This window comes from Sphingomonas sp. PvP018, from assembly GCF_017876865.1.
Lineage (GTDB): Bacteria > Pseudomonadota > Alphaproteobacteria > Sphingomonadales > Sphingomonadaceae > Sphingomonas > Sphingomonas aerolata.
In genome coordinates, this window is sequence record NZ_JAGIOU010000001.1 from 3,313,640 (window position 1) to 3,338,095 (window position 24,456).

Genomic DNA, 24,456 nt, shown 5'->3' on the forward strand with positions numbered 1-24,456 from the left:
CGTTACCATGAGCAACCGCCATTTCCTGAATCTCACCGACGCCGGCCCCGACGGCATCGCCGCAATGCTTGCCGACGCGCTCGATCGCAAGGCGGCGCGCGCCGGCTTTACCAAGGGCCGCGCCGACGCCGATGCGCCGCTCGCCGGCCACACGCTGGCGATGGTGTTCGAAAAAAACTCGACGCGCACGCGGTTCAGCTTCGACATGGCGATCCGCCAGCTCGGCGGGACATCGATCGTCGCCGATGCCGGCAGCATGCAGCTCGGGCGCGGCGAATCGATCGCCGACACCGCGCGCGTGCTGTCGGGCTATGTCGACGCGATCATGATCCGCACCGACGATCATGCCAAGGTCGAGGAGATGGCGCATCATGCCAGCGTCCCCGTCATCAACGGCCTGACCGACGCATCGCATCCGTGCCAGATCATGGCCGACCTGCTGACGATCATCGAGAGCGGCAAGGCGCTGCCCGGGCTCAAGGTCGCGTGGCTGGGCGATGGCAACAACGTGCTCGCCTCGATTGTCGAGGCCGCTGGGCTGATGCAGTTCGACGTCGTCGCCGCCTGCCCGCAGGGGTTCCAGCCCGAGGAGGAGGCGATCGTCCGCGCCTCTGGCCGCGCGCGCGTCGTCGCTGACCCGCGCGAGGCGGTCGAAGGTGCTGACATCATCGTCACCGACACCTGGATCTCGATGGGGCAGGCCAATGCCGAGAGCAAGCTGAAGGCCCTTGCCCCCTATCAGGTCGACGCCGCACTGATGGCGCTCGCGCGGCCCGATGCGAAGTTCCTCCACTGCCTCCCTGCGCATCGCGGCGAGGAGGTCACGCCCGAGGTGATCGACGGTCCGCAGTCGCTGATCTGGCAGGAGGCCGAAAACCGCCTCCACGCGCAGAAATCGGTGCTGCGCTGGTGCTTCGGGCAGATCGGCTGAAGCGCCCGGTTGGTTGATCGGGCGCACGTCAGCCCCCATTTTCGTCATTCCCGCGGAGGCGGGAATCCATAAACTCCGAGCTGGTGATGAGATCACCAGCGTATGTCGCTCTGTATCCCCGCCTGCGCGGGGATGACGCCGCGACGGGGGATGCCGAAGGAACGATGGTGAACGACCCCAACATGACCGATCTCGACCGCGCGCTGGCGTTTGCGATCCCCGCGCGCAGCGCCCGCGGCCGGATCGTCCGGCTCGGTACCGCGCTCGACGAGGTGCTCGCCGCGCATGCCTATCCGCCTGCGATCGAGAAGCTGCTCGCCGAGGCGCTGACGCTCGCCGCGCTGATCGGCTCGACGCTGAAGGACGCGAGCGGCCAGCTGACGATGCAGACGCGCACCGACAATGGCGTCGTCCAGCTGCTGGTCTGCGACTATCGCGGCGGCGAGGTGCGCGGCTATATCGAATATGACGCGGACAAGCTCGCCCAGGCGCCCGCCGAGCCGACGCTGTTCGCCTTGTTCGGCCAAGGCTATCTCGCGATCACCTTCGACATGGCGAGCAGCAACGAGCGGTATCAGGGCATCGTCCCGCTCGACGGCGATACGCTGTCTGAGGCCGCTCAGAGCTATTTCACCCAGTCCGAACAGATTCCGACGATGGTCCGCACCGGCATGGCGAAGGGGCCCGACGGGCGGTGCGTCGCGGGCGGGCTGTTCCTCCAGCATCTGCCCGAGGGCGAGGACGGACGCGAGCGGCTTCACACCAAGCTCGACCATCCCGAATGGGAGCATGTCGCGACGCTCGGCAACACGATGGGCGCGGACGAGCTGACCGATGCGGCGCTGCCGCTCGAGACTTTGGTGTGGCGGCTGTTCAACGAGGACAGCGACGTCCGCATCCTTGCCGACATTCCGATCACGCGAGGGTGCCGGTGCGATCCCGACTATATCCGGGGCGTGATCGCGAAATTCCCGATCGACGAACGCCGCGACATGGCGGACGAGAGTGGCTTCATCCAGGTCGACTGCGCATTCTGTGCAAAGAAATTCCCGGTTCCGGTCGAGGAATAACGCGTTTCTCAGGCACGCGACGGCGGGAAATTGCGCGGCGTTAATGCGCTGTTTACCGCGCCGGGGTATACCGCCCTCGTGCTTTAGAGATTTCAGCACGTTTCTCCCTTGAGGCTGCTATTAGCGCCAACTTTCAGGGCCGCCTTCGGGCGGCCCTTTCTTTTTGCCGCGGTCTGGCCTAGCGCGTCGCGCATCATGACATCATCAGCTCCCTTAGCGGTCGCCCTCGTCTCGGGCGGCCTCGACTCGATGGTTTCCGCCGCCATGCTGCGGGAATCCGGCCGGCGCCTGCTCGCGCTGTCGTTCGATTATAACCAGCGCCACCGCGTCGAGCTCGACGCCGCGCGCCGCGTCGCCACCGCGCTTGGCGCCGAACGTCATATCGTCCTGCCGATGGACCTGTCCGCGTTCGGCGGCTCGGCGCTCACCGCGGATATCGACGTGCCCAAGGACGGCGTCGGCACCGACGATGCGGGTGGCATCCCCGTCACCTATGTTCCCGCCCGCAACACGATCTTCCTCAGCCTTGCGCTCGGCTGGGCCGAGGCGGCAGGCGCGCGCGATATCTATATCGGCGTCAACGCGCTCGATTATTCGGGCTATCCGGATTGCCGTCCCGAATTCATCGCCGCATTCGAGGGGCTGGCCGAACTCGCGACCAAGGCGGGGGTCGAGGGCGATCCGTTCCGCATCCAGGCGCCGCTCCAGCACATGACCAAGGCGGATATCGTCCGTGAGGGCACGCGGCTCGGGCTCGACCTCGGGCTCAGCTGGTCGTGCTACGACCCGACGCCCGACGGCAAGCATTGCGGCGAGTGTGACAGCTGCCGGCTCCGCTCGCGCGGCTTCGACGAGGCGGGGATCGCGGATCCCACCGTCTATGCGGTTAAGCCGGTCTGACATGAGTTACGCGGTCAAGGAAATGTTCCTGACACTGCAGGGGGAGGGCGTGAATGCCGGCCGCCGGGCGGTGTTCGTGCGCTTTGCCGGGTGCAATCTGTGGTCGGGACGCGAACAGGACCGCGCGACCGCGGTCTGCCGGTTCTGCGACACCGATTTCGTCGGCACCGACGGGCTGGGCGGCGGCAAGTTCGCCGATGCGCGCGCACTGGCGGACGCGGTTGCGGGGTTCTGGGGCACGGGCACGCAGGACCGGTTCGTCGTGCTCACCGGGGGCGAACCGATGCTCCAGATCGACGATGCGATCGTCGATGCGCTTCACGCGGCGGGCTTCCGGATCGCGATCGAGAGCAACGGCACCCTGCCGGTCCATCCCGGCATCGACTGGGTGTGCATCAGCCCCAAGGCGGGCAGCGTCGTCGTCCAGCGTCATGGCGACGAGCTGAAGCTGGTCTGGCCGCAGCCCGGTACCGACATCGCGGATATCGAGACATGGGACTTCGCCAACCTGCTGCTCCAGCCGCTCGACGACCCGCAGGCGGATGCCAATCGCGATGCCTGTGTCGCGCTGGTGATGGAGCGTCCGCAATGGCGTCTGTCGCTGCAGACGCACAAGATGCTGGGGCTGCGCTAGGCCGTCTTCCCGCTCCGGCAGGGAAAGCCCCCGGCTCAAGGGCCGGGGGGTAATCGTTCAGCGGTTGGCGATGCCCACGCCCGCCGCGGGGGGCCAGTCGAGCGCGCCGCACTTCTTGGCAACCCATTCCGCCTTCTTGTTCCAGCAGATCGGGTCGAGCCGCGGCATCTTCACCCGGTCGCGGCCGATATAGCGCGGGAAACGCTGTTCGCCCCAGGGGATCAGGCTGTTGCGCAACTCGCGCGTGCGCTGCAGCGTCAGATCGCCGAACTGGCCGCGCGGCGTGAACAGCGCGTCGCGGCCGATCGATGCGGTCGTCTGGCAGAAGCCATATTGCGCCGCGACCGTCGCGAAGTTCGAATAGGTCCGCGTGCCGAACTGGTCGAGCGCAGCCTGGCCGGCCTTGACGCCCTTGGCCTTGTTGACGCGGAGGAAGTATTTGCCGAGCGTGTCGAAGGCGCCCTGCAGTTCGGTGCCGTGATCGGCGAGGATCGCGTTGTAGTTCGACACCGTCAGCAGCGTCGGTTCGAACTGGCACTGGAGCGCCGCGACGTTCAGCGCCGCGCGCATGTGCCAGACCATCGCCGCGCGCTTCTCCGCGCTGGTGGCGTCGGGCATCGCCTGGCCGAGATCGGCCTCGTCCCCGGTCACCGCCGGCGCGGAGAAATCGCGTGATTGCAGAAAAAACTGGGCTGAGGCGGGCTGAGCCAACGCCATCGAGCCGCTCGCCGCGCAGAGCGCCAGCGCAGTACGCACCATCTTCATTCCCAACTCCCCGGGCATTCCATCCCGAGATTTCTAAAGCGTTTCTTGCCAACTCCCAACTGTTTTGAGGGGCCCTGCAGGCGATCGTGGCTCCGGGCATGGTGCGGGCTGCAGATTTCCGTCGCAGCCGAAACGAGATCGCGCATCGCGGGTGGTCGACCGGGTTCGAGGTGGCATCGCGCATCCCGCCGCCGCGCGGTCGACTTGGCCCCAACGACAAGGGGCCGCCCGGTTTCCCGGACGGCCCCCCGCATCACATAATCTTCCGAAACCGGAAAATTACATCATGTTGTTGGTCATCATGGTGTCGTTCGACATCATCGTGTCGTTCGCCATCATGCCGTCGTTCATCGCGCCGTCAACGGCGGTCATGTTGTCGGTCATCGTGTCCATGCCTTCGGTGGCATTCATGTCGGTGACCATCGTGTTGTCGGTCGTGGTCTCGGTCTTCGGACCGCATGCCGAAACGGCAAGCGCTGCGCTGGCGATCAGCGAACCGGTCAGAACCTTGGAGATGAGTGAACGCATTTGGAAGCTCCCTAGATAGAGGATTTGGTAGGCCTGGAGGCCAGGTATATACCCAAATCGTAGTGGACATTAATCTGTAAAGGCCTGGCCCTCAAGCCTCGTTTTCTTGAGCCAAAGAAAGTGTTTCAAGGAACACGCCGCTCGTCAACGTCAGGGCAGCGTCAAAAGTTGCCATGTCGACCTTCGTGCCAAGCGATTTCAGGCTGGTAACGGGGTATTCCGCAAGGCCGCACGGCACGATTCCGCCGAAATGCGTCAGGTCCGGATCGATATTGACCGCAAAGCCGTGCAGCGTCACCCAGCGCTTCACGCGCACGCCGATCGCACCGATCTTCGCCTCGCGGCCGCCGAGATTGGGATCGCGCGTCCAGATGCCGACACGGCCCTCGACCGAAAACGCAGCGACGCCGACTTCGCCGAGCGCCGCGATCACCCAGTCCTCGACCGCGTGGACGAACCGCCGGACGTCGCGCCCGCGTCGCCCAAGGTCGAGCACCAGATAGCCGATCCGCTGCCCCGGTCCGTGATAGGTGTATTTGCCGCCTCGCCCGGTATCGAACACGGGGAAACGCGGATCGACCAGGTCGACCGGATCCGCGCTCGTCCCCGCGGTATAGACCGGCGGGTGCTCGAGCAGCCAGATCAGCTCGCGCGCATCGCCTGCGGTCACCGCGGCGGCGCGCGCCTCCATTTCGGCGAGCGCGGCGGCATAGGGGGTCAGGCCGGTATCGGTCCGCCATTCGAGCCCGTCGAGGCGCGACGGCGGATCGGCGGGCGCGTGGCGGCCGGAGGTCGGGAAGGGGGAAGCGGTCACGCGACCCATCTGCGCACTCGCCGCCGGTGATGCAAGCGGGCGGGGGCCTGCGATGCCGGCTGGCCCAACCGTCGCGGGAGTGGTCAAGGCCTGGGGCTTGGGCTACGTCGCGGCGGTATCGGGCATGCGTGCCAGGCGGCGAACGGGGAACAGGCGGATGGGAAGAGGCGTGAAAATCGGCACGGTCTGGGATCGTACCACCGAGGTGCTGTCGGGGCGTAGCGGCCAGATCGCGGCGGTGGCGTTGCCGACCCTCGTCCTCCCGCCGGTCGTCAACAATGCGCTCGTCCTGCTCGTTCCGCCGCAGCCGGCGGTGCAGCTCGTCGCCGGCATCGTCGCCGTGGCGTCCGCGTTGCTCGCGATCCTGGGGTCGCTCGCGATCCTGGCACTGGCGACGCAACCCTCGACCGACCGCACCGACGCCTATCGTCAGGCGCGGGCGCGACTGCTGCCCGCGCTCGGCGTGTCGCTCGTCGTCGGGCTGATCGCGCTGGTTCTGATGGCGCCGGTCTTCATCGCGCTGATCGCGTCGCATTTCGACTTTGCCGCCGCGTCCGCTGCCGCCAGCGCGCCCGCGCGAATGCCGCAGCTGCCGCGTGCGACGGCGATGTTCGTCGTGCTGTATAGCCTTGCGCTGGGCGTGCTCGCCATCTGGGCCAGTGCGCGGCTGATGCTGCTGACCGCGGTCGTGCTCAACGAACGGCTCGGGCTCGGCGCGATCCGCCGGTCGATCGCGCTGACCCGCGGGCTGACCTGGAAGCTGATCGGCGTGCTTCTGCTATTCGGGATCGTGTTCGCGATCGCCACCTTCGCCGCCCAGGCCGTTGTCGGGCTCGTCTTTCGCCTGATCCTCGGCGGGGACCAGATCCCGACCGCGATGTTCCTTGCCGGGATCGCCGGCGCGCTTGCCAGTGCGGCGCTGATGGCGCTCGCCTATGTCTTCACGGCACAGCTCTATGTTGCCACCCGAGAGAAACCGATCACCGAATGAAAATCGACTTTACGGGCGTGTTGAAAGACGCCTGGGCCCTGTTTAAGCGCGACCGCGATCTACTTCTCCGGATCGCCGGGCCCTTCCTGTTCCTGCCCGCCTTCGCGCTCGCGCTCGTCGTACCCGACCCGCCGATGCCCGATGCGGCGACGCGCGGCGACGAGGCGCAGGCGCTGGTCTGGGCGCAGGCGGTCACCGACTGGGCGGGGGCGAATGGCGGCTGGTACTGCCTGGCCTATGCGCTCAGCTTCTTCGGCATGGCGGCGGTCTATACGCTGTATCTCGACCGTGATCGGGTCGATATCGGCACCGCGCTCAGGCGTTCTGCGACGCTTCTGCCGCGTTATCTGCTCGCGATGATCCTGGTGTCGCTGCCAGCGGGGGCGGGGCTGCTGCTCTATGCGATTCCCGGTCTCTACATTCTCGGCCGGACGATGATGACCGGGCCGGTGATCGTCGCCGAAGGACCGATCGGCGCGTTCGCCGCGATCCGGCGCAGCCTGTCGCTGACGCGCGGCGCCGGTCTGCCGCTCATGTCGCTCGCCGCGTTCGGCTATATGAGCGGCTGGCTGCTCGGCATGCCGTTCATGGCGCTCGATGGCGCGATGCGCGATGGTGGACAGGGCAATCCGGTGGCGATCGCGCTCGTCGATGCCGGCGCGGCGGCGGCTGCCACCGCCTCGGGGGTCGCGATGGCGCTGATCGCGGTGTCGGTCTATCGGCGGCTGGCGCGCTAGGCGGTCGCGGACCGTCGTGATCCGCCCGCTGGTCTAGCGGCGTCCGCCCAGAAACGGGATCTGCGGCGCGACATCGGCGGGCAGCATCCCGGTGGCGCGCGGATCGGGAAAGGTCTCGATCGTCCGCCGCGTCGCGACGAAGCCCTGCGCGCGGTAGAAGCCGAGCGCGTTTGGATGGTCGAGCGTACAGGTGTGCAGCCAGACCCGCTCGACACCCCTGGTCCAGGCCCGCGCAAGCGTCTCCGCCATCAACCACCGACCATGTCCCTGGCCGGCGAGTTCGGGGATCAACCCGAAATAGGAGATCTCGCAAGCCCCCGCCCGGCGCAGGTCGAGTTCGAGCATCCCCACCTCGATCCCCGCCGGGTCGACCACCGCATGGACGGCAATGCCGGGATCGGCCAGGATCGCGGCAAGCGCGGCATCGTCCATCGCCAGGCGCGAGAACCACAGCCAGCGCGATCCGACCCGGGCGAACAGCGCACGATACCCCTCCAGCGTCGGCTGCTCCCAGCGCAGCAACCGCAGCCGCGACGTCGGCATCGGCCTGAGCGGCGGCTTGCGCGGCATTTCGAGCGTGGTCACGATCGTGGCGAGCACGTCGTCCGCGACGGGGATCAGCGCCACCGGGCCCCGCTCACGACCAGGTCGCGCGGGGCGGCAGGCTCATCAGGATCGCCTCGATATTGCCCCCGGTCTTCAGCCCGAACAGCGTGCCGCGGTCATAGACGAGGTTGAACTCGGCATAACGACCGCGCCATTCGAGCATCGCGGCCTCGTCCTGCGGTGTGAACGGCGTGTCCATCCGCCGCCGGACGATCCGCGGATAGGCGTCGAGAAACGCTTCGCCGACGTCGCGCGTGAACGCGAAATTGGCGTCGAAATCGCCGTCGAGATGATCGAAGAAGATCCCGCCGACGCCGCGGTTCACCTTGCGGTGGGGAATCTGGAAATAGGCCTCCGCCCAGTCGCGGAAGCGCGGGTAATAGGCCGGGTCGTGCGCGTCGCAGGCGGCCTTCATCGTTGCATGGAAATCGGCGGTGTCCTCGGCGATCGGCAGCGGCGGGTTGAGATCGCCGCCGCCGCCGAACCAGCGCTTGGTCGTGTTGAGGAAGCGGCAGTTCATGTGCACCGCGGGGACGTGCGGGTTGGCCATGTGCGCGACCAGGCTGATCCCGGTCGCGAAGAACCGTGGATCCTCGCCCGCGCCGTGGATCGACTTGGCGAACTCGCCCTCGAAAATGCCGCCCACGGTCGAGACGTTGACGCCGACCTTTTCGAACACCTTGCCCTTCATGACGCCGCGCACGCCGCCACCGCCGGGTTCACCCGACGGATCGATCCGGTCCCAGGGGGTATAGTCGAACACGGCATCCGACCCGGCTTCGCGCTCGATCGTCTCGAACTCCGCGCAGATCCGGTCGCGCAGCGATTCGAACCAAATGCGGGCGGCGGCTTGCTGGGGGTCGAGCTCGGTCATGGCACCGTCCTACAAATCCTGGTCGGGGCGGGGAAGGGGCGCGTTCGCCCGAGACTTCCCTTGGTAGGTCAGGCGGGCCAGCCGTCCGTCTGCCGCAACGCCTCTGCCGCGACGATCGCGGTCGCGACCGAGATGTTCATCGACCGCAGGCCGGGCCGCATCGGGATCAGCACGCGCAGGTCGGCGCGGGCATGGACGTCGTCGGGCACGCCCGCGCCCTCGCTGCCCATAAGCAGCACGTCGTCGGTCTGGAACGTCGCCGCGTCGAGCCGGACCGCGCCCTTCGTCGTCAGCAGGACGATGCGCCCGCGGACCTGGTCGCGAAACGCCGCCCAGTCGACATGCCGGACGATCTCGACCGCGCCGACATAGTCCATCCCGGAGCGCGCGACCGCCTTTTCGTTCCAGGTGAACCCCATCGGCTCGATCAGATCGACCGCGAGTCCGAGACAGGCGGCGGTCCGCAAAATGGCGCCGACATTGCCGGCGATATCAGGTTGGTAGAGGGCGATACGCATACCGCTGCCTCTAATCCGGAACGCGCTGCAGTCAAAATGCTGTTGGCAAAGCGGGCTTGCGCCGTCTATCACCTATGGGCCTCCGTGGGGACGGTCGGGCAGGATGGGCGTGCGGTGCGGCGAACCGGCATGCGCATCGGGCCACGAGAATAAAGATAAACTGCAAGGGCGAGATGAATGGCGATAGTCGACGACATGGTTCCACCCGGCGAGTCGCCTGAACCGTTTCACGAAGAGGCGCACGACCCGCGCCGCCGCGATTTCATCAATATCGCCGCCGTATCCTTCGCCGGGGTCGGCGCCGTCGCGATCGTCCTGCCGCTGATCAACCAGATGAACCCGTCGGCCGACGTGCTGGCGCAGTCGACCACCGAGATCGACCTGTCGAAGATCCTGCCGGGCCAGGCGATCAAGACGAGCTTCCGCAAGCAGCCGCTGTTCGTGCGCAACCTGACGCCGAAGGAAATCAGCGAGGCCGACGCGGTCGACGTATCGACGCTGCGCGACCCCCAGACGCTCGAGGAGCGGACCAAGGCGGGCAAGAAGAACTGGCTGATCACGCTGGGCGTCTGCACGCATCTCGGTTGCGTCCCGCTCGGCGCTGGCGAGGGGGAGAACAAGGGCCCGTTTGGCGGCTATTTCTGCCCGTGCCACGGCTCGGCCTACGATACCGCCGCGCGCATCCGCAAGGGCCCCGCACCGACCAATCTCCAGGTTCCGGACTATGCCTTCAACTCCGACACCGTCGTCACGGTAGGCTGAGGAAACAACCATGAGCTTTCCCTGGGCCAAGCAATACGAACCGAAGCTGCCGCTGACGCGGTGGCTGGATGAACGGCTTCCCGTTCCCCGGCTCGTCTACAACGCGGTCGGCGCCGGTTACCCGGTCCCGCGCAACCTCAATTATTTCTGGAATTTCGGCGTCCTTGCCGGTGCCGCGCTGGCGATCCAGATCATCACCGGCATCACGCTGGCGATGCATTACGCCGCGAACGGCGCGGTCGCGTTCGACTCGGTCGAACACATCATGCGCGACGTCAATGCGGGCTGGTTCCTGCGCTATGCGCACGCCAACGGCGCGTCGATGTTCTTCATCGTCGTCTACACGCACATCTTCCGCGGGCTCTATTACGGCTCGTACAAGGCGCCGCGCGAGATGGTCTGGCTGCTCGGCGTGACGATCTTCCTGCTGATGATGGCGACCGCGTTCATGGGCTATGTCCTCCCCTGGGGGCAGATGAGCTTCTGGGGCGCGCAGGTCATCACCGGCTTCTTCTCGGCGATCCCGCTGGTCGGCGACACCATCCGCATCTGGCTGCTCGGCGGATTCGCGCCGGACAACGCCGCGCTCAACCGCTTCTTCTCGCTGCATTATCTGCTGCCGTTCGTGATTGCGGGCGTCATCATCCTGCACATCTGGGCGCTGCACATCCCGGGGTCGAACAACCCGACCGGCGTCGACGTGAAGGGCAAGCAGGATACCGTGCCGTTCCACCCCTATTACACCGCGAAGGACGGCTTCGGGCTCGGCATCTTCCTGCTGGTGTTCGCCGGCCTGCTGTTCTTCTTCCCGAACTATCTCGGCCATCCGGACAATTACATCCCGGCGAACCCGCTCTCGACGCCCGCGCACATCGTCCCCGAATGGTATTTCTGGCCGTTCTACGCGATCCTGCGCGCCTTCACCGCGGACTTCATCCTGCCCGCCAAGCTCTGGGGCGTGCTGGCGATGTTCGGCTCGATCCTGCTGCTGTTTTTCCTGCCGTGGCTCGATAATTCGCCGGTGCGCTCGATGAACTACCGTCCCAAGGCGCGGATCGCGTTCTGGGTGCTGGTCGCCGACATCCTGATCCTGGGCTATTGCGGCGGTGCACCGGCGACGGCGACCTATGTGATCCTCAGCCAGATCTGCGCTGCCTATTATTTCGCGCATTTCCTGATCATCCTGCCGCTGATCTCGCGGTCCGAACGGCCCCGGCCGCTGCCCAATTCGATCACCGAGGCGGTGCTGGCCAAGCGTGGCGGGACGAGCCCGGCGCACACCGCGCTCTCCCCCAAGCCCGCGCACTGATACGGACTAGAGGATACATATATGGTTCGTCTCATCGCATCCCTGGTCGGCGCCGCCTTTGTGCTGGTGCTCGGCATCGCGCTCTTCGGCAGCGTGTCGGGCGTCATCACCGACCCCGTCGCGCCGTCCGCCGAGAGCGTCGCGCACAAGCATCCCAAGGAGCTCGAGCTCGCCTCGAACGGCGTCTTCGGCAAGTTCGACCGCCGTCAGCTCCAGCGCGGGTTCCAGGTCTACAAGGAAGTATGCTCGGCCTGCCACTCGCTGCGGCTGGTGTCGTTCCGCGATCTCCAGAAGATCGGCTATTCTGAGCCCGAGGTTAAGGCGATCGCCAACCAGTGGGTGATCGAACAGCCGACGATCAACCCCGAAACCGGCGAGGCCGCGACCCGCAAGAACATCCCTTCGGATCGCTTCCCGTCGCCGTTCGCCAACGAGGTCGCCGCCCGCGCCGCCAACAACAACGCACTGCCGCCCGATCTCTCGCTGATCACCAAGGCGCGCGAGGAGGGCACCGCCTATGTCCATTCGCTGCTGACGGGCTACACCGATCAGCCTGCCGCGCTGATCAAGCAGTTCCCGGACATCAAGACGCCCGACGGTCTCTACTACAACCCGTATTTCGCGAACCTCAATATCGCGATGCCACCGCCGATCACCGCGGACGATCAGGTGGCCTATGCGGACGGGACCAAGGCGACGAAGGAACAGATGTCGGCAGACGTCTCGGCCTTCCTGACCTGGACGGCAGAGCCGAACCTGGAGTCGCGCCACGCCGTCGGCGTCGCGTCGATCCTCTTCATCCTCGTCTTCTGCGGCCTTGCCTGGGGCGCCTATCAGAACGTCTGGCGCGACGTGAAGCATTGATCCCGCGCCGCGGCTACCGCGGCATCAGGGTGTGAACGACGGCGGATCGGGGCAACCCGGTCCGCCGTTTCGCGTTTGGCGACCCGCTGGCTGCCCGTGTCCGTGCCTGTGTCCCGGCGCCGCGCGCCCATGGCCCACCTACGGTCCCGGCGCGCGTCAGCCGTCGTTCATGGAACCTGCGGTAGGTCGGTATTGTTGTGCGACCAATGGCGGCGCGTTGGGTCCGCTCTCCAGGTACGGGAGATTTTCGATGTTTTTCAAGCGACTAGGACTGGTCAGTCTCGCCATTGGTGTCGGCCTCGGCGTGGCCGGTTGCACCGATGGGTATGGCTATGGCGGCGGCGGGATCGGCTATGCGAGCGATCCCTATTATGGCGGCGGCTACGGCAACGGCTATTATGACGGCTATGGCGGCGGATACGGGGCCGGTTATGCTGGCGTCGGCCTCGGCTCCTATTATGGCTGGTATGGCGACTATTATTATCCGGGTACCGGCGGATACGTCTATGATCGCAACCGTCGTCCGCACCGCTGGAACGGCGCGCAGCAGCGCTACTGGCAGGGGCGTCGCGGCAATTATCGCGGTGCCGGCAACTGGGGCAATTTCGCCCGCGGCAACAGCCCCGCCGCGCGCGACTATCGCCAGGACCGGCGTGGCGCGAACCGCGACTTCCGTCAGGGTCGGCGCGAGGACCGCAACCAGCTGCGCGACGGCCAGATCACGCGCGAGCAATATCGCGGCGAACGGCGCGAGGCGCGGCAGAGCTATCGTGGCGAGGCACGTCAGGACCGGCGTGAATATCGTCAGGAGCGCGGCAATGGCGGCGGGTTCCGCGGTCGTGGCGGCGGCGGCGGCGGCCGGGGCGGCGCCTATATGAACGTCCCCGTCCCGAAGTGACGGATCAGGATGCAGGCGCGCCGGTCGGGCGCGTCTGCATCAGCGCGTTCGACACGAACGTCATCACCATGACATCGTCCTGATTGAACACCTGCATCCGGCTTTTCACGATCCCCATTTCGGGGCGGCTGGCGGAAACCCGTTTGTCGAGCACCTCGGTCACGCAGCGCAGCGTGTCCCCCGGAGAGACGGGCTTCAGCCATTTGAGTTCATCGATCCCGGGCGATCCGAGACTCGCCTGGCGATGCTCGCCGATATGCTCGACCAGCATCGCCATCGTCATCGCGCAGCTATGCCATCCGCTTGCCGACAGCCGACCGAAATGGGTCTTTGCCGCGGCCTCGTCGGACAGATGAAAGGGCTGCGGGTCGTATTTCTCGGCAAAGGCGATCACCTCGTCGCGCGTCACTGGATAGTGGCCGAACGCCGCGGTTGCCCCGACTGCGATATCTTCGAAATACTGCACGCCCGCTGCTCCTCCTATCGTCGCAGCACCTTTTGGAAGGGCGCGTCGTTGCCGTCCAGCCCCGGTTCCGCGGGCAGCCCGATCAGGTCGCGGAGCAGCGGCTCGACCGCGACATTGTCGAAGCTCGCGATGGTCTTGCCACCGATGAACGCAGGACCGTTGGCGATGAACAGCGCGCGCATTTCGGGGGCGGCATTGTCATAGCCGTGCGAGCCGCCGGCCGAGACCTTGGTGGGCGTCGTCCGATCGATGCGCCATCCGACATCGGCGAGGCACAGATAGCTCGGGACGCGCGGATTGCGGCCATAATGGAAGCGTGCCGGGATCTCCGCCTTGCGCCAGCATTGCAGGTGGTCGTGCTTCCGAAGCAGTCTGGCCTCGAGCGCGTCCTCATGCCCGGGCACCGCGAACAGCGTCGCATAGGCGCCCGTTTCGACGAGGCGATAGTCGGCCGGTGCCGCAATCCGGTCCATCGCGACGACGCGTGTGCTGCTGGTCGCCGCCATGCCGTGGTCCGACACGATGACCAGATTGGCCGGCTGGCCGAGCGTCGCGAGCCCGTCGACGAGGCTGCCGATGCTGCCATCCACCTCGGCGGCTGCCTGCGTTGTCAGGGGGGAGTCGGGGCCATTGTCGTGCGCGGCCACGTCGACGGTATCGAAATACAGCGTCACCAGCTTTGGCCGGATCGTGGCCGGTCGCCGCATCCAGTCGAGCACCGCGTTGACGCGCTGCTTGGCGCTGATCTGCTGGTTGAACTGCTGCCAGTCCTGCGGCCGGGTGCCGCCGTCGATCGCGCCGTGGCTGTTGGGTTTCAGCGTGCCGCCGACCGCGACATTGGCACCCGGCCAGAACATCGTCGCGGTCCGGATCCCCGCCTTTTCGGCGTCGACCCAGATCGGCGAGCTTTGGCTCCACCAGAAGGGATCGTCGCTCGCCATGGTGAATTTCTCACCGGGCCGCGCGGGATCCTCCATCGTGTTGCCGACGATGCCGCTGCGATCGGGTCTGAGCCCGGTCACCAGGGTCCAGTGATTGGGGAAGGTGACGCTCGGGAAGGAGGGGCGCATCGCCGCAAAGACGCCGCCGGCGCGCAACCGGTTCAGGTTCGGCGTGACGCCCCGGTCGAGATAATCGGGGCGGAAGCCATCGATCGACACGAGGATCGTCACCGGTGCCCGGACCGCCAGCGGCTGCGGGCCCTGAGGAGCGGCGGTGGCGGTCGCGGGGGCAGCCTGGGTTACCGGCGCCAGGGCAGGGGGCGTGGCCGGATAGGCACAACCCCCGAGCGCGAGTGCCAGAGCTGAAAACGTCGCGTGTCTCATGCCGTCTGTTCTGCTCGCTACGCCCGCCCCCGGCGCGTGACTACACACGCAGGGGGCGCAACATTGTTGGGATCAGCTGTGCAGGAAGTGCATCACGTCGCCGTCATGGACGACATAGGCCTTGCCCTCGGCGCGCAGCTTGCCCGCCTCGCGCGCCTTCGATTCCCCGCCGAGCGCGATGAAGTCGTCGAACGCGATCGTCTCGGCGCGGATGAAGCCCTTTTCGAAATCGCCGTGGATCTCGCCTGCCGCCTGCGGCGCGGTCGCGCCCGCATGGACGGTCCAGGCGCGTGCCTCCTTCGGGCCGACCGTGAAGAAGGTCAGCAGGTGGAGCAGCTTGTAGCCTGCGGTGATGACGCGAGCGAGGCCGGTCTCTTCCAGCCCCAGCTCGCCCAGGAATTCGCCGCGATCCTCGGCGGGCATCGTCGCGATCTCCGCCTCGATCGCCGCCGACACGACGACCGCCTCGGCGCCCTCGGCCGCGGCCTTCTCGAACACCCGCGCCGACAGCGCATTGCCGTTCGCGGCATCGCCCTCGTCGACGTTGCACACGTACAGCACGGGCTTGGCGGTCAGCAGCTGCGCCTGTGCGAACACGCGCGCCTCGTCCTCGTCCTTGGGCACCGTCAGCCGTGCGGGCTTGCCCTCGCGGAGCAGCTCGAGCGCCTGGCCGAGCACGGCGGCGCCGATCTTGGCCTCCTTGTCGCCCTGCATGCCCTTCTTGGCGAGATTGGGGACGCGCTTCTCCAGGCTTTCGAGATCGCTCAGCATCAGCTCGGTCTCGACGGTCTCGGCATCGGCGATCGGATCGACCTTGTTGTCGACATGCGTCACGTCGCCATTCTCGAAACAGCGCAGCACATGGACGATCGCGTCGACCTCGCGGATGTTGCCGAGGAACTGGTTGCCAAGGCCTTCGCCCTTCGACGCGCCGCGCACGAGGCCGGCGATGTCGACGAAGCCGAGCTGAGTCTCGATGATCTTCTGCGAGCCGGCGATCTTCGCCAGCGCGTCGAGCCGCTTGTCGGGCACGCCGACATTGCCGACGTTCGGCTCGATCGTGCAGAACGGATAATTCGCCGCCTGCGCCGCGGCCGTCTCGGTCAGCGCGTTGAAGAGGGTGGACTTGCCGACGTTCGGCAGCCCCACGATGCCGCAGCGAAAACCCATGATATGCCCTTGGTATAAGATTGTGCGGGCGCTTTAGGGCAGGGCGAGGAGGAACGCCAGCAAGGACGCCTACGCACACGACCGGGCGCGACTCTCCTTATCTCTCCCACCCCGGCGAAGGCCGGGGCCCAGTTGGGGGACGTTGCTCATGAAGGTCGGCACGCCGTTACTGCGACCTTTCCAACTGGGCCCCAGCCTTCGCCGGGGTGGTCGCTGATTTCAACATTCTACTGATCGACCTAAACGATTGCCGCAATGCAGCAAAATTATCGTACCGCTCGGTAGATATTACGAGTCCCGTGCGTATATCGCGCTCTGCCAGTCAGATTTAGGAATAGCATGACCACCACCGCCAAGGGCTACGCCGCCCAGTCGCCCGAGACGCCGCTCGCACCGTTCAGCTTCGAACGCCGCGCGCCGGGCAAGACCGACGTCGCGATCGACATCGCGTTCTGCGGCGTCTGCCATTCGGACCTCCACACCGCCAAGGGCGAGTGGGAAGGCACACTGTATCCGTGCGTTCCGGGCCATGAGATCGTCGGCCGCGTCACTGCGGTCGGTGACGACGTCACCAAGTTCAAGGTCGGCGACATCGCTGGCGTCGGCTGCATGGTCGACAGCTGCGGCCAGTGCCCGTCCTGCACCGATGGCGAGGAGCAATATTGCGAAACGACCGGGTTCGTCGGCACGTATAACGGCCCCGATCCCGTGCTCGGCGGCCACACCTTCGGCGGCTATTCGGACCATATCGTCGTCGACGAGGGCTTCGTGCTGAAGGTCACGCATCCCGAGGCCGATCTCGCTGCGGTCGCGCCGCTGCTGTGCGCGGGCATCACCACCTATTCGCCGCTGAAGCACTGGAAGGTCGGCCCCGGGCAGAAGGTCGGCATCGTCGGTCTCGGTGGTCTCGGCCACATGGGCGTCAAGATCGCCAACGCGATGGGCGCCGAGGTCTATGTCTTCTCGACCTCGCCGAACAAGCGCGAGGATGCCAAGCGTCTCGGCGCGAAGGACCTGATCGTGTCGAAGGATGCCGATGCGATGGCGGAGCATGCGAACAGCTTCGACTTCATCCTGAACACCGTTGCCGCACCGCACAATCTCGACCCGTTCCTCGAGCTGCTTAAGCGTGACGGCACGATGACTCTCGTCGGCGTGCCCGCCGAGCCGCATCCGTCGCCGTCGGTCGGCAACCTGATCTTCCGCCGTCGCCAGCTGGCGGGCTCGCTGATCGGCGGGATCGCGGAGACGCAGGAAATGCTCGATTTCTGCAACGAGCATGGTCTGGTCTCGGACATCGAGATGATCAAGATGGACGAGATCGAGCCGGCCTATGACCGCATGGTCAAGAGCGACGTGAAGTACCGCTTCGTCATCGACATGGCGTCGATGAAGACGGCCTGATAACCACTTTTCGTCACCCCCGCGCATGCGGGGATCCATACGGGCTGGCCTTCGCGGGTAATCGTCAACGCCAGCCATTCTGGATTCCCGCCTCCGCGGGAATGACGAGAGGGGTTGCGCCACCCTTTTCCCGTCATCCTGACGAAAGTCAGGATGGCTAGGCGGTCGGGGGTGTCCTACCTTACCACCGATAATTGAAACTGATGCTGATCCGCTCGCCCTTGGCGGCATTCGGCACGACCTCGTGGCGCAGCCAGCTCTCCCACAGGAACACGCTCCCCGGCTTCGGCACCGCATAGACGAACGTCCGCAGATCCTCCGGCGCGTCCTCGAGCCGGGTCGGCGCGGCCATCATCATCGGCAGCCGCGGATCCTCCAGCTTCAGCGCGCCCGCGCCTTCGGGTATCGTCACGTACATCGTCCCCGACACGACGCTGTGCGGATGGATATGCCCCGAATGCGCGCCGCCTGGCTTCAGGACGTTCACCCACAGGCTGTCGAGCTTCAGCTTCCGCCCGCCCAGATCGAACGCGCAGTCCTTCGCGAACGCCGCGACATGCTTGTTGAGCAACCGCACCAGATCGCCGAACCGCGGATCGCGCAACGGCAGGTCGTTGAGCGACGCGTAGGACGTGTACCCGCGATAGCCATGCGCCTTCGACCAGGCGACGCCTGCGCGGTCGGCCTTGGACAGTTCGAGCGCAGCGTCTTCGAGCTCCTCGACCAGATCGTCATCGCCGAGATCGGCCTCGTAGAACCGCGTGGCGAACAGCGAGCGGGTGGTCATGGTTGCATCCTCACAGCGACATCATTCATGAAGCGGACGTCGTCGCCCGCCGCCAGCCACGCCGCCTCCGCGGCGATCGCGCCGAGCATGTCGGACAGCGGCTCGATCTCGGTCTTGGCGTAATTGCCGAGCACATAGCCGGTGACCCGGTCCTTGTGCCCCGGGTGCCCGATCCCGAGCCGCACGCGGCGGAAATCCGGGCCCAGATGCTGGTCGGTCGAGCGCAGCCCGTTATGCCCCGCGGTCCCACCGCCGGTCTTCACCTTCACGCGGAAGGGCGCGATGTCGAGCTCGTCGTGGAACACCGTCAATGCGTCGACGTCCAGCTTGTAGAAGCGCAGCGCCTCGCCGATCGCGCGGCCGCTCTCGTTCATGAAGGTCGCGGGCTTCAGCAGCAGGATCTTTTCCGATCCGATTCGGCCTTCCTGCGTCCAGCCCTGGAACTGCTTCTTGACCGGCCCGAAGCCGTGCACCGCGGCGATCGCGTCGGCGACCATGAACCCGACATTGTGCCGGTGCATCGCATATTGCGCCCCCGGATTGCCGAGTCCCGCCCAGATCTGCACGTGTGATTCTCCAAAAACGATCGTTCCCCGCGCCCTAAACCGTCATTCCTGCGGAGGCGGGAACCCATAGTGGCAAACCTCTCGATTCCATAGGAAGGTCCGAGGGTCTGGGTCCCCGCCTGCGCGGGGATGACGGCTTTTTTGGGTGGGCGGAATGGCTTGCAAAACGAAACGGGCGGGAAAGCCCTAGCTTTCCCGCCCGCCAGATCGTCCGAAGACGAAGGAGATTAGTCCTTCTTCTGCGGCGTGATCTTGTCGTCGTCATTGTGATCGTCGTTAGGCTCGACCACGGGCTCTTCGTCCGAAGCAGCCTCAGCAGCCTGCGCCTCAGCGACCTCAGCCTCGAGCTCTTCGTCCTCGACGGTCGGGACGGTCGGCGGCACGATCGTGGCGATCGCGAAGTCGCGGTCGTCGATCGCGGGCGTCGCGCCCTTGGGCAGCGTCACGTCGCTGATGTGGATCGAATCACCGATCTCCATGCCGGCGAGCGAAATCGTGATCTCGCTCGGGATGTCCGATGCGTCGACGACCAGCTCGATCTCATGACGCGTGATGTTGAGGACGCCCTTGCCCTTCTTGATGCCGGGGGCATCGTCTTCGTCCGTGAACACGATCGGCACCGCGACGGTGACGGTCGAATGCTCGCCGATGCGCAGGAAATCGACATGGATCGGGCGATCCGTGACCGGGTGGAACGCAACGTCCTTCGGCAGCGTGCGCACGCCGTTGACCATCACGACCGAATTCATGAAGTGGCCGGTCATCAGCGCCTTCATCAGCGCCTTTTCCTCGAGGTGAACCGAGGTGGGTTCCTTGTTCAGGCCGTAGATCACGGCAGGCACGCGGCCATCACGACGCAGCGCCCGGGAGGCTCCCTTGCCAACCCGGTCACGCGTCTCGGCTGCGAGCGTCAACTGGTCGCTCATCGATATTCTCCGAAACTCGTTGTTTGTTCTTCCCGCCCACGCCTCCAGGGATGACCATGGACCGGAAGCGCGGGCGCATAGCGGAAGTGCACGTTTTAATCAACTACACCCTCTCCCCCCGGGGGAGAGGGAGGGGCCCGCGTGCTCTTGCACGTGGGAGGGTGAGGGCACGGTGTGCCCGAAACGCGTGCCCTCACCCTTCCGTCGCCTGCGGCTCCTCCCTCCCTCTCCCCCGAGGGGAGAGGGATTCGGTCGCTCAATACTGCACCCGCTCCGCCTTCACACCGAGCTTCGCCAGTTGCGCCTGAACGCTGTCCTGCCCCGCAAGATGCCCGGCGCCGACCGCGACGAATACCGTCCCCGGCGACTTCATCCGGTTCGCGACCCACTCCGCCCATCGGGCGTTGCGATCGACCAGCAGGGCCTTTGCCACCTCCGGCGAATCCTTCAGGCTTTCGTTCATTTCGCGCGCGAGCGCCTCGGGATCGCCCTTCGCCCATTCGTCGACCATCGTCGCCATCGTCGTCTCGAGCTTGGGCAGTTCGTCGATCGTGCTGCCGAGGAACTGCAGCTGGGCCTGTTGCGACAGCCCGCCGAAATAGCCCAGCTGCTGCTCCGCCGTCTCCAGCCCCGTCACCGGCTTGCCCGCCGCCTTGGCCGCGGCAGTGATGACCTGCTCGGGCCCGTTCGCGGCGTCATAGCCAAGCTTCGACAGCGGCGCGATCGACAGGTTCGTCGCCGCGAGCCAGGGCCGGAACCGGTCGAACGCGTTCGCCGGCAGCCCCAGATCGGTCACCGCCTTGGCATAGGCCGCACGCTTGTCCGCCGGGATCTGCTCGGTCAGCGTCGGCCCGTCCTTCGTCACGCCGGTTGCCATGACCAGGGTCTGCATCTTGGCGGGATCGGGCATCACCAGCTCGAGCACGACCTGCTGCGAGCGGTCGAACGCGGTCTTCACCGCCTCGTCGAACCACGTCATGCCGGGTTTCAGCACATGGATCGTCCCGAACAGGTAGATCGTCGTGTCCTTGTCCTTCACCACCCACAGGGCGGGATCGGCATCGTTCGCTGCCTCCACGGGCTTGGGCGCGACCTGCGCGCAGGCGGGCAGCGCGAACGCCATCGCGATGGCGGACAGCGTCGAGCGCAGCGGGGCGGATCGAAGCGACGCGAGTCGGGAAAACAGCTTCAAGGCCAGGGCATCCTCATCGTTGGTCGGCCCCATGTAGGATGCGCGATCGCAACGCACCACTTGCCTCGCGCACCCCCATCCGCCAAAGCCCGCGCGTGACCCAGCCCCTGAAAAAGCCTCTTAGCTTCCAGCGCATGATCCTCACGCTCCATGACTATTGGAGTGATCACGGGTGCCTGATCCTGCAGCCCTATGACATGGAAATGGGTGCGGGCACGTTCCACACCGCGACGACGCTGCGCGCGCTCGGTCCGAAACCGTGGAACGCCGCGTTCGTCCAGCCCTGTCGCCGTCCCACGGATGGCCGCTACGGCGAAAATCCGAACCGGCTCCAGCATTATTACCAGTATCAGGTGATCCTGAAGCCATCGCCGGCGAACCTCCAGGAACTCTATCTGGGCTCGCTCGCTGCGATCGGCATCGACATGCTGAAGCACGACATCCGCTTCGTCGAGGACGATTGGGAAAGCCCGACGCTCGGTGCCTGGGGGCTCGGCTGGGAGGTCTGGTGCGACGGCATGGAGGTGACGCAGTTCACCTATTTCCAGCAGATGGGCGGCTTCGACATGAAGCCCGTCGCGGGCGAGCTGACCTACGGGCTCGAACGGCTCGCGATGTATATCCAGGACAAGGACAGCGTCTACGACCTCGCGTTCAACGACGCCGGGGTGACGTATGGCGAGGTGTTCCTGGAGAATGAGCAGGAGATGTCGAAGTGGAACTTCGAGGTCGCCGACACGGACTCGCTGTTCGACCAGTTCCGCAAGCATGTCGCCGAATGCGAGAACAGCTTGAGCCACAAGCTGCCGATCCCGGCCTATGAGCAGGCGATCAAGGCCAGCCACATCTTCAACCTGCTGCAGGCGCGCGGTGTGATCTCGGTCGCCGAACGCCAGGCCTATATGGGCCGCGTCCGCGACCTCGCCAAAGGCGCCTGCGCTGCGTGGATGGACAAGCACGGATGGGCGGCATGACCCGTCCTCGTGCCGCAGGCTGTATCTCTTCTTCTCTCCGCGTCCTCTGCGCCTCTGCGCGAACAGAATCTCGCGCAGAGGCGCAGAGAGCGCAGAGTGTTTTTGCTCCGACCGGTGAGCCCGAATGACCGACTTCCTCCTGGAGCTCCGCTCCGAAGAAATTCCCGCCCGCATGCAGGCGAAGGCGCGTGAAGACCTTGCCAGGCTGTTCAGCGCCGAGCTCGCCAAGGCCGGGATCGCCACCAGCGATATCGTCACTTACGCGACGCCGCGCCGCCTGGCGCTGATCGCACGCGACCTGCCGATCGAGACCGCCGCCGTCTCCGAAGAGGTGAAGGGCCCCAAGACGTCGGCACCCCCGCAGGCGCTCGAAGGGTTCCTGCGCAAGACCGGCCTCACGCGCGAGCAGCTGGTCGATCGCGGCGGCACGTTCTTCGCGGTCACCGAAAAGCCCGGCCGCGCCACCGCGGACGTGCTTGCCGAGGCGATCCCCGCGATCGTCCGCGCGTTTCCCTGGCCCAAGTCGATGCGCTGGGGCGATGCCTCCGCCAGCACCGAATCGCTGCGCTGGGTCCGCCCGCTGCAGGGCATCGTCGCGCTGCTCGGCGAGACGATCGTGCCGTTCGAGATCGCCGGCATCGCAAGCGGCGCTGCCACGCTCGGCCACCGCTTCCACCATCCGTACCAGATCACGATCGGCGGCGCGCACGACTATGTCGAGAAGCTGCGCGCCTGCCACGTCATCGTCGACCAGGACGAGCGCGCGACGCTGATCCGCGATCACGCGCGCGAGGCGGCGATGCAGGCCGGGCTCGAACTGATCGAGGACGAGGGCCTCGTCGCCGAGAATGCCGGGCTCACCGAATGGCCGATCCCGCTGCTCGGCCGGTTCGATCCCGCGTTTCTCGACGTGCCGCCCGAGGTGATCCAGCTCACCGCGCGCGTGAACCAGAAATATTTCGTCTGCCGCAGCGCCGACGGGACCCTAGCGAACGCGTTCGTCTGTACCGCTAACATCGCTGCGCACGACGGTGGCGCGAAGATCGTCGAGGGCAACCGCAAGGTCCTCGCCGCGCGTCTGTCGGATGCGAAGTTCTTCTACGACACCGACCTGAAGATGCCGCTTGAAGAGCAGGCGGATAAGCTCGAGAAGATCGTCTTTCACGAGAAGCTCGGTACGGTGGCGGACAAGGTCGACCGCGTCGCCAAGCTCGCACGCTGGCTGGTCGAAGAGGGAATCGTCGGAGGCGCGGGTCCGTCCTCCACTACCTCTTCGTTCCCCGGCGAAGGCCGGGGCCCAATTGGGGACGGCGCCTTGGCTGAGGCCGGCGCGTCGTCACAACAGCCTTCCCACCTGGACCCCGGCCTCCGCCGGGGAACAGAAGAAGCGCCCGAGGACCGGGCGGAACTTGCCACCCTCGCCGAACGCGCCGCGCGTCTCGCCAAGGCGGATCTCGTCACCGGCATGGTCGGCGAGTTCCCCGAGTTGCAGGGCCTGATGGGCGGCTACTACGCCGCAGCCCAAGGCGAGCACCCCGCCGTCGCGGCCGCGATCCGCGACCATTACAAGCCGGTCGGGCAGGGCGATGATGTCCCCACCGCCCCAGTGACGGTCGCGGTGAGTTTGGCTGACAAGCTGGATACGTTGATCGAATTCTTTGCGTTTGATATGTCGCCAACCGGGTCGAAGGATCCGTTCGCGCTGCGCAGGGCTGCCCTCGGTGTGATTGCTACGATTTTGGCAAACGATTTGCGCTTGCCGATCTCTAGTGTTTTCAAGATGTCGCGTACTGTGATGGGCAGTATCGAGCGAACGACCGCACGGCAGAGTCTAGTTGATTTTCTCGCCGACCGTCTCAAAGTCCAGCAACGCGAAGCTGGTGTCCGCCACGACCTGATCGACGCGGTGTTCGCGCTGGGCGGCGAGGATGATCTCGTCCGCCTCCTCGCGCGCGTCCACGCGCTTCAGGCGTTCGTGACCACCGAGGACGGGAAGAACCTGCTCGCCGGCTACAAGCGCGCCGCCAATATCCTGAAGAAGGAAGCCCCTGCCACTTCCCCCGCGAAGGCGGGGGCTCAGGAACTCAGCGGCGCGGAAGTCCGGGATGGTGCGGGCCTGGACCCCCGCCTTCGCGGGGGAACGGACGGCGAGGGCGTGCAAAACCCGCTGTCCTACACGCCCGACCCCGCAGAAGCCGCGCTGCAGTCTGCACTCGACTCCGCCGAGCCTCGCGCAACTGCAGCAATCGCCGCCGAGGACTTCGCCGCGGCGATGGCCGCGCTTGCGTCGCTGCGGGCGCCGATCGATGCGTTCTTTGATAGCGTTATCGTCAACGACCCTGATCCCGCCAAGCGCTCCGCCCGTCTCGCGCTACTTGAGCGTATTCGCGCCGCAGTGCACAACGTCGCGGACTTTTCGAAGATCGAGGGCTGACCCGCCCCGCC

Annotated in this window: 26 protein-coding genes; 13 read left to right on the forward strand and 13 right to left on the reverse strand. The window is 66.1% G+C overall.

Annotated features, from left to right (window positions below; all coding sequences use genetic code 11):
- The first annotated feature begins 7 nt into the window (after positions 1–7).
- The 4 genes from argF (at position 8) to queE (ending at position 3,535) form a co-directional block, all read left to right on the forward strand.
- Positions 8–931 (forward strand): ornithine carbamoyltransferase, encoded by a 924-nt coding sequence (gene argF / locus J3A66_RS14800; RefSeq protein WP_209569709.1) that lies wholly within the window; start codon positions 8–10, stop codon positions 929–931.
- Positions 932–1,095: 164 nt separating this feature from the next.
- The gene (locus J3A66_RS14805; RefSeq protein WP_031396003.1) at positions 1,096–2,001 is read left to right on the forward strand and encodes an Hsp33 family molecular chaperone HslO; all 906 of its coding nucleotides are present in this window, start codon (positions 1,096–1,098) and stop codon (positions 1,999–2,001) included.
- 195 nt (positions 2,002–2,196) lie between these two features.
- Positions 2,197–2,901: a 7-cyano-7-deazaguanine synthase QueC gene (gene queC, locus J3A66_RS14810; RefSeq protein ID WP_056406059.1), complete on the forward strand. Its 705-nt coding sequence runs from the start codon at positions 2,197–2,199 to the stop codon at positions 2,899–2,901.
- Between the two features lies 1 nt (position 2,902).
- Positions 2,903–3,535 carry a 7-carboxy-7-deazaguanine synthase gene (queE, locus tag J3A66_RS14815; protein WP_209569711.1) on the forward strand — a complete coding sequence of 211 codons (633 nt, stop codon included), beginning with the start codon at positions 2,903–2,905 and terminating at the stop codon, positions 3,533–3,535.
- Positions 3,536–3,592: 57 nt separating this feature from the next.
- On the opposite strand, the gene J3A66_RS14820 is transcribed toward queE, so the two are convergent.
- The 3 genes from J3A66_RS14820 to lipB form a co-directional block, all read right to left on the reverse strand.
- Positions 3,593–4,300 (reverse strand): hypothetical protein, encoded by a 708-nt coding sequence (locus J3A66_RS14820; protein ID WP_031441566.1) that lies wholly within the window; start codon positions 4,298–4,300, stop codon positions 3,593–3,595.
- Positions 4,301–4,579: 279 nt separating this feature from the next.
- Positions 4,580–4,828, reverse strand: coding sequence for a hypothetical protein (locus J3A66_RS14825; protein WP_031396007.1), 249 nt, complete (start codon positions 4,826–4,828; stop codon positions 4,580–4,582).
- A gap of 91 nt (positions 4,829–4,919) precedes the next feature.
- The gene (gene lipB, locus J3A66_RS14830; protein ID WP_268893544.1) at positions 4,920–5,642 is read right to left on the reverse strand and encodes a lipoyl(octanoyl) transferase LipB; all 723 of its coding nucleotides are present in this window, start codon (positions 5,640–5,642) and stop codon (positions 4,920–4,922) included.
- 169 nt (positions 5,643–5,811) lie between these two features.
- On the opposite strand from lipB, the gene J3A66_RS14835 reads away from it, so the two are divergent.
- Positions 5,812–6,633: a hypothetical protein gene (locus J3A66_RS14835; protein WP_209569713.1), complete on the forward strand. Its 822-nt coding sequence runs from the start codon at positions 5,812–5,814 to the stop codon at positions 6,631–6,633.
- Positions 6,630–7,370, forward strand: a complete 741-nt coding sequence (locus tag J3A66_RS14840) for a hypothetical protein (RefSeq protein WP_209569715.1) — start codon at positions 6,630–6,632, stop codon at positions 7,368–7,370. The genes J3A66_RS14835 and J3A66_RS14840 overlap by 4 nt, the downstream gene beginning before the upstream one ends.
- A gap of 33 nt (positions 7,371–7,403) precedes the next feature.
- On the opposite strand, the gene J3A66_RS14845 is transcribed toward J3A66_RS14840, so the two are convergent.
- The 3 genes from J3A66_RS14845 to J3A66_RS14855 form a co-directional block, all read right to left on the reverse strand.
- Positions 7,404–7,997 carry a GNAT family N-acetyltransferase gene (locus tag J3A66_RS14845; RefSeq protein WP_209569717.1) on the reverse strand — a complete coding sequence of 198 codons (594 nt, stop codon included), beginning with the start codon at positions 7,995–7,997 and terminating at the stop codon, positions 7,404–7,406.
- 10 nt (positions 7,998–8,007) lie between these two features.
- Positions 8,008–8,850 carry an oxygen-dependent coproporphyrinogen oxidase gene (hemF, locus tag J3A66_RS14850; RefSeq protein WP_159511284.1) on the reverse strand — a complete coding sequence of 281 codons (843 nt, stop codon included), beginning with the start codon at positions 8,848–8,850 and terminating at the stop codon, positions 8,008–8,010.
- Positions 8,851–8,918: 68 nt separating this feature from the next.
- Complete coding sequence (locus J3A66_RS14855) at positions 8,919–9,368, reverse strand: tRNA (cytidine(34)-2'-O)-methyltransferase (RefSeq protein WP_159511283.1); 450 nt, start codon at positions 9,366–9,368, stop codon at positions 8,919–8,921.
- Positions 9,369–9,563: 195 nt separating this feature from the next.
- On the opposite strand from J3A66_RS14855, the gene petA reads away from it, so the two are divergent.
- The 4 genes from petA (at position 9,564) to J3A66_RS14875 (ending at position 13,201) form a co-directional block, all read left to right on the forward strand.
- The gene (petA, locus tag J3A66_RS14860; RefSeq protein WP_051916295.1) at positions 9,564–10,130 is read left to right on the forward strand and encodes a ubiquinol-cytochrome c reductase iron-sulfur subunit; all 567 of its coding nucleotides are present in this window, start codon (positions 9,564–9,566) and stop codon (positions 10,128–10,130) included.
- Positions 10,131–10,140: 10 nt separating this feature from the next.
- Entirely contained in the window at positions 10,141–11,439 is a 1,299-nt protein-coding gene (locus tag J3A66_RS14865) for a cytochrome b/b6 (protein ID WP_031393565.1), read from the forward strand.
- Positions 11,440–11,460: 21 nt separating this feature from the next.
- Positions 11,461–12,303, forward strand: a complete 843-nt coding sequence (locus J3A66_RS14870) for a cytochrome c1 (RefSeq protein WP_209569719.1) — start codon at positions 11,461–11,463, stop codon at positions 12,301–12,303.
- Between the two features lie 250 nt (positions 12,304–12,553).
- Positions 12,554–13,201, forward strand: coding sequence for a hypothetical protein (locus J3A66_RS14875; RefSeq protein ID WP_156360318.1), 648 nt, complete (start codon positions 12,554–12,556; stop codon positions 13,199–13,201).
- A 4-nt stretch (positions 13,202–13,205) separates the two neighbouring features.
- Here the strand turns inward: J3A66_RS14875 and J3A66_RS14880 are convergent, their stop codons facing one another.
- From J3A66_RS14880 to ychF, 3 genes are all read right to left on the reverse strand, one after another.
- Positions 13,206–13,667 (reverse strand): MaoC family dehydratase, encoded by a 462-nt coding sequence (locus tag J3A66_RS14880; RefSeq protein WP_209569721.1) that lies wholly within the window; start codon positions 13,665–13,667, stop codon positions 13,206–13,208.
- Positions 13,668–13,681: 14 nt separating this feature from the next.
- Complete coding sequence (locus J3A66_RS14885; RefSeq protein WP_209569723.1) at positions 13,682–14,992, reverse strand: ectonucleotide pyrophosphatase/phosphodiesterase; 1,311 nt, start codon at positions 14,990–14,992, stop codon at positions 13,682–13,684.
- Positions 14,993–15,064: 72 nt separating this feature from the next.
- Positions 15,065–16,162: a redox-regulated ATPase YchF gene (gene ychF / locus J3A66_RS14890; protein ID WP_031393698.1), complete on the reverse strand. Its 1,098-nt coding sequence runs from the start codon at positions 16,160–16,162 to the stop codon at positions 15,065–15,067.
- Between the two features lie 339 nt (positions 16,163–16,501).
- Here ychF and J3A66_RS14895 point away from each other — a divergent pair, with 339 nt between their 5' ends.
- Complete coding sequence (locus J3A66_RS14895; RefSeq protein ID WP_209569725.1) at positions 16,502–17,566, forward strand: NAD(P)-dependent alcohol dehydrogenase; 1,065 nt, start codon at positions 16,502–16,504, stop codon at positions 17,564–17,566.
- Positions 17,567–17,747: 181 nt separating this feature from the next.
- Here the strand turns inward: J3A66_RS14895 and J3A66_RS14900 are convergent, their stop codons facing one another.
- The 4 genes from J3A66_RS14900 to J3A66_RS14915 all read right to left on the reverse strand — a co-directional run bounded on the left by J3A66_RS14900 (position 17,748) and on the right by J3A66_RS14915 (position 21,037).
- Positions 17,748–18,353: a TIGR02466 family protein gene (locus J3A66_RS14900; RefSeq protein WP_209569729.1), complete on the reverse strand. Its 606-nt coding sequence runs from the start codon at positions 18,351–18,353 to the stop codon at positions 17,748–17,750.
- Positions 18,350–18,919 carry an aminoacyl-tRNA hydrolase gene (gene pth / locus J3A66_RS14905; protein ID WP_209569731.1) on the reverse strand — a complete coding sequence of 190 codons (570 nt, stop codon included), beginning with the start codon at positions 18,917–18,919 and terminating at the stop codon, positions 18,350–18,352. The genes J3A66_RS14900 and pth overlap by 4 nt, the downstream gene beginning before the upstream one ends.
- Before the next feature lie 227 nt (positions 18,920–19,146).
- Positions 19,147–19,845, reverse strand: a complete 699-nt coding sequence (locus J3A66_RS14910) for a 50S ribosomal protein L25/general stress protein Ctc (RefSeq protein ID WP_107930056.1) — start codon at positions 19,843–19,845, stop codon at positions 19,147–19,149.
- Positions 19,846–20,101: 256 nt separating this feature from the next.
- Positions 20,102–21,037: a TraB/GumN family protein gene (locus tag J3A66_RS14915; protein ID WP_348634062.1), complete on the reverse strand. Its 936-nt coding sequence runs from the start codon at positions 21,035–21,037 to the stop codon at positions 20,102–20,104.
- A gap of 134 nt (positions 21,038–21,171) precedes the next feature.
- Between J3A66_RS14915 and J3A66_RS14920 the strand changes: the two genes are divergently transcribed.
- Together J3A66_RS14920 and glyS are read left to right on the forward strand one after the other, a co-directional pair.
- Positions 21,172–22,011 carry a glycine--tRNA ligase subunit alpha gene (locus J3A66_RS14920; protein WP_166746730.1) on the forward strand — a complete coding sequence of 280 codons (840 nt, stop codon included), beginning with the start codon at positions 21,172–21,174 and terminating at the stop codon, positions 22,009–22,011.
- A 124-nt stretch (positions 22,012–22,135) separates the two neighbouring features.
- Positions 22,136–24,445, forward strand: coding sequence for a glycine--tRNA ligase subunit beta (glyS, locus tag J3A66_RS14925; protein WP_209569733.1), 2,310 nt, complete (start codon positions 22,136–22,138; stop codon positions 24,443–24,445).
- The last annotated feature ends 11 nt before the right edge of the window (positions 24,446–24,456 follow it).